This is a genomic window from Xanthomonas sp. SHU 166 (genome assembly GCF_000364685.1).
GTDB classification, from domain to species: domain Bacteria; phylum Pseudomonadota; class Gammaproteobacteria; order Xanthomonadales; family Xanthomonadaceae; genus Xanthomonas_A; species Xanthomonas_A sontii.
Genome location: NZ_AQOJ01000937.1, coordinates 1 through 2,137, shown reverse-complemented (window position 1 = coordinate 2,137; position 2,137 = coordinate 1). Strand labels below are relative to the sequence as shown.

Sequence of the window (2,137 nt, the reverse complement as noted above, 5' to 3'; positions counted from 1 at the left end):
GCTGCCGCCGGCACGCGCGGCGGATCGGCCGGCAACCGCCAGCTCAGCGCGAAGGCCAGCAGCGGCAACAGCGCCAGGTAGCGGTACAGCGACTGCGCCGGGCCCAGCGTGGTGGCCAGGCCGAGCAGCGCCGGTGCGGTGACCATCGCCAGGCGTGCCGAGAACTGGGTCCAGTCCAGCGCCCGCGCCAGCGAGCCACGCTGCGCCTGGCTGCTGAGATAGGCGTTGGTCGCGGCCAGCGAGCCGCCGCAGGCGCCTTGCACGACCAGGCCGGCGACCAGCCAGCCCAGGTTCGGCGCGAAGCCGGCCATGAGGAAGCCAAGCGCCAGGCCGAGTTGCGCGCGCAGCAGCGAGCGCTTGCGTCCATAACGGTCGGCCAGCCGGCCCCAGGTGCTGGCGGTGAGCGCAGTGCACAGCGTCGGCAGCACGTACAGCACGCCGCTCCAGCCGATCGCCGCACCCGGCGCGAGCTGCTGCAGCACCTGCGGCAGGAACAGCGGCATGCCCAGCGCGGTGAAGGCGGCCAGATAATGCGCGGCCAGCACCGGGCCGAGGAGGCGCTTCATCGCGCCGCCCCGGCCGCGACCGCGCGCGCCGCCAGCGCATCCTCGCGCAGCAGGTTGGGCGCGCTGTCGCCGTAGAACTTGTTGATGTCCGCCGCGCCGGTGATCTGCTTGCCGAGCAGGCTGCCGGCGCTGAGCAGGTACTTCACCGGAAGCGTGGGCGCGTCCAGCAGCGCCTGCGCCGGGGCGGTGTCGATGCCGTCCTCGCGCAGCGCGCGCAGGGTGCCGTGCAGGCGCGCGCGCAGCAGTGCGTACAGCGGGGCGCGCAGCCCCGGCTGCCATTCCGCCAGCCCTTCCAGCACCGCCTGCAGATCCAGTTGCAGGATGATGGTGCAGAACATCCGCGCCAGCGCGGCGTCGTCCTGCACTACGATACGTGCGTCGCGCGGGGTGCCCAGCGCGGCCAGCGCCGGCCGTTGCGCGTGCAGCCGCGGCAGCAGCACCCGCGCCGCATCGTTGTCCTTCATCAGCAGCCGCGGCGGGCGGCCGGCGGCGTAGATCAGCACGCTGTTCTGCTGGTTGGCCTCCAGCGCGATGCCGTAGCGCAGCCACAGCCGCAGGTGCACCTGGCACATCAGCGCCAGGTAGCTGTCCCACCAGGCGGTGAGGTCGCCACCATGGAAGCGGTCGGCAAGGTGCGCGGCCAACGGCCGGCCATCCGGCAGCGTCGCGCACAGGCCGGCCACCGGTACCAGGGTCGCCTCCGGCAACGCCGGATAGCGGCGCAGCAGGTAGGACAGGTGGCGTGTCTCGCCGACATGGCCGGCATGCGCCTCGTCCACGTGCAGGTAGCGTTCGCCCAGCGCCGGATCGTGTGCGGCCAGGTCGCACAGCACGCGTTCGAACCAGTGACCGTCGTACAGCGTGGACGGTTTGATCAGGCGCAGGTTGAGCGCGCCGAGCGTGCGCATCGGCACCGGCAGCTTCAGATGATGATCGGGAAACGCCAGCGGAATCACCGTGCGCAGCGATAGCGAGGGCCGCACCTGCAGCCACGGCTGCGGCGCGGCGATCGCGCCGTCCGGCAGGGCGAAGCCGTCCTCGCCCAGCCGCGCGAAGATCAGCGGGTGCAGCGGCCAGGCGACGTGGTCGGCGTCCAGCGCCGGGTCCAGGCCGAGCATGCTCGGGCGCGGCCAGAACGCTGGGGGCGGGGTGGTCTGGGTGACCTGCGCGATTGGCAGCGCCAGCCAGCGCAGCGCGAAGCTGGGGCCGAACTCCGGTGCGTAGCGCGGCAGGTCGGCATCGTCCAGGCCGAGCTTGGCGCGTGCGCTGGGATAGAACGGATGGTCGCGATGGCTGGCCAGTTGTTCGCAGCGGTAGGCGCGCTCGTGCGCATCGGCGGCGTCCAGCGCGGTGGCCAGCAGCGGCCGTTGCTGCGCATAGGCCTGCCGCGCCAGCGCGCGCTGGCGCACCGCGCACTCGGCTTCCTCGATATAGGCGCGGTGCAAGGCCTGGGTCTCCGCGTCGAGCCCGGCACCCAGTCGCGCCAGCCACTGCGCGGCGCCGGATTCGCAGACACTGTGCTGCCCGGTGTGCAGGACCCAGCCGTCGCTGCAGGCGCTCACGGTCTGCAG

At 72.8% G+C, this 2,137-nt stretch carries 2 protein-coding genes; both read right to left on the bottom strand.

Annotated elements, in window-relative coordinates; translation table 11 throughout:
- Positions 1–566 (bottom strand): MFS transporter (locus D180_RS20995; protein ID WP_017914314.1); only part of this gene is annotated, 566 nt, incomplete at its 3' end.
- A partial coding sequence (locus D180_RS20990) for an IucA/IucC family siderophore biosynthesis protein (RefSeq protein WP_017914313.1) occupies positions 563–2,137 on the bottom strand: 1,575 nt, incomplete at its 5' end. The genes D180_RS20995 and D180_RS20990, both read right to left, overlap by 4 nt.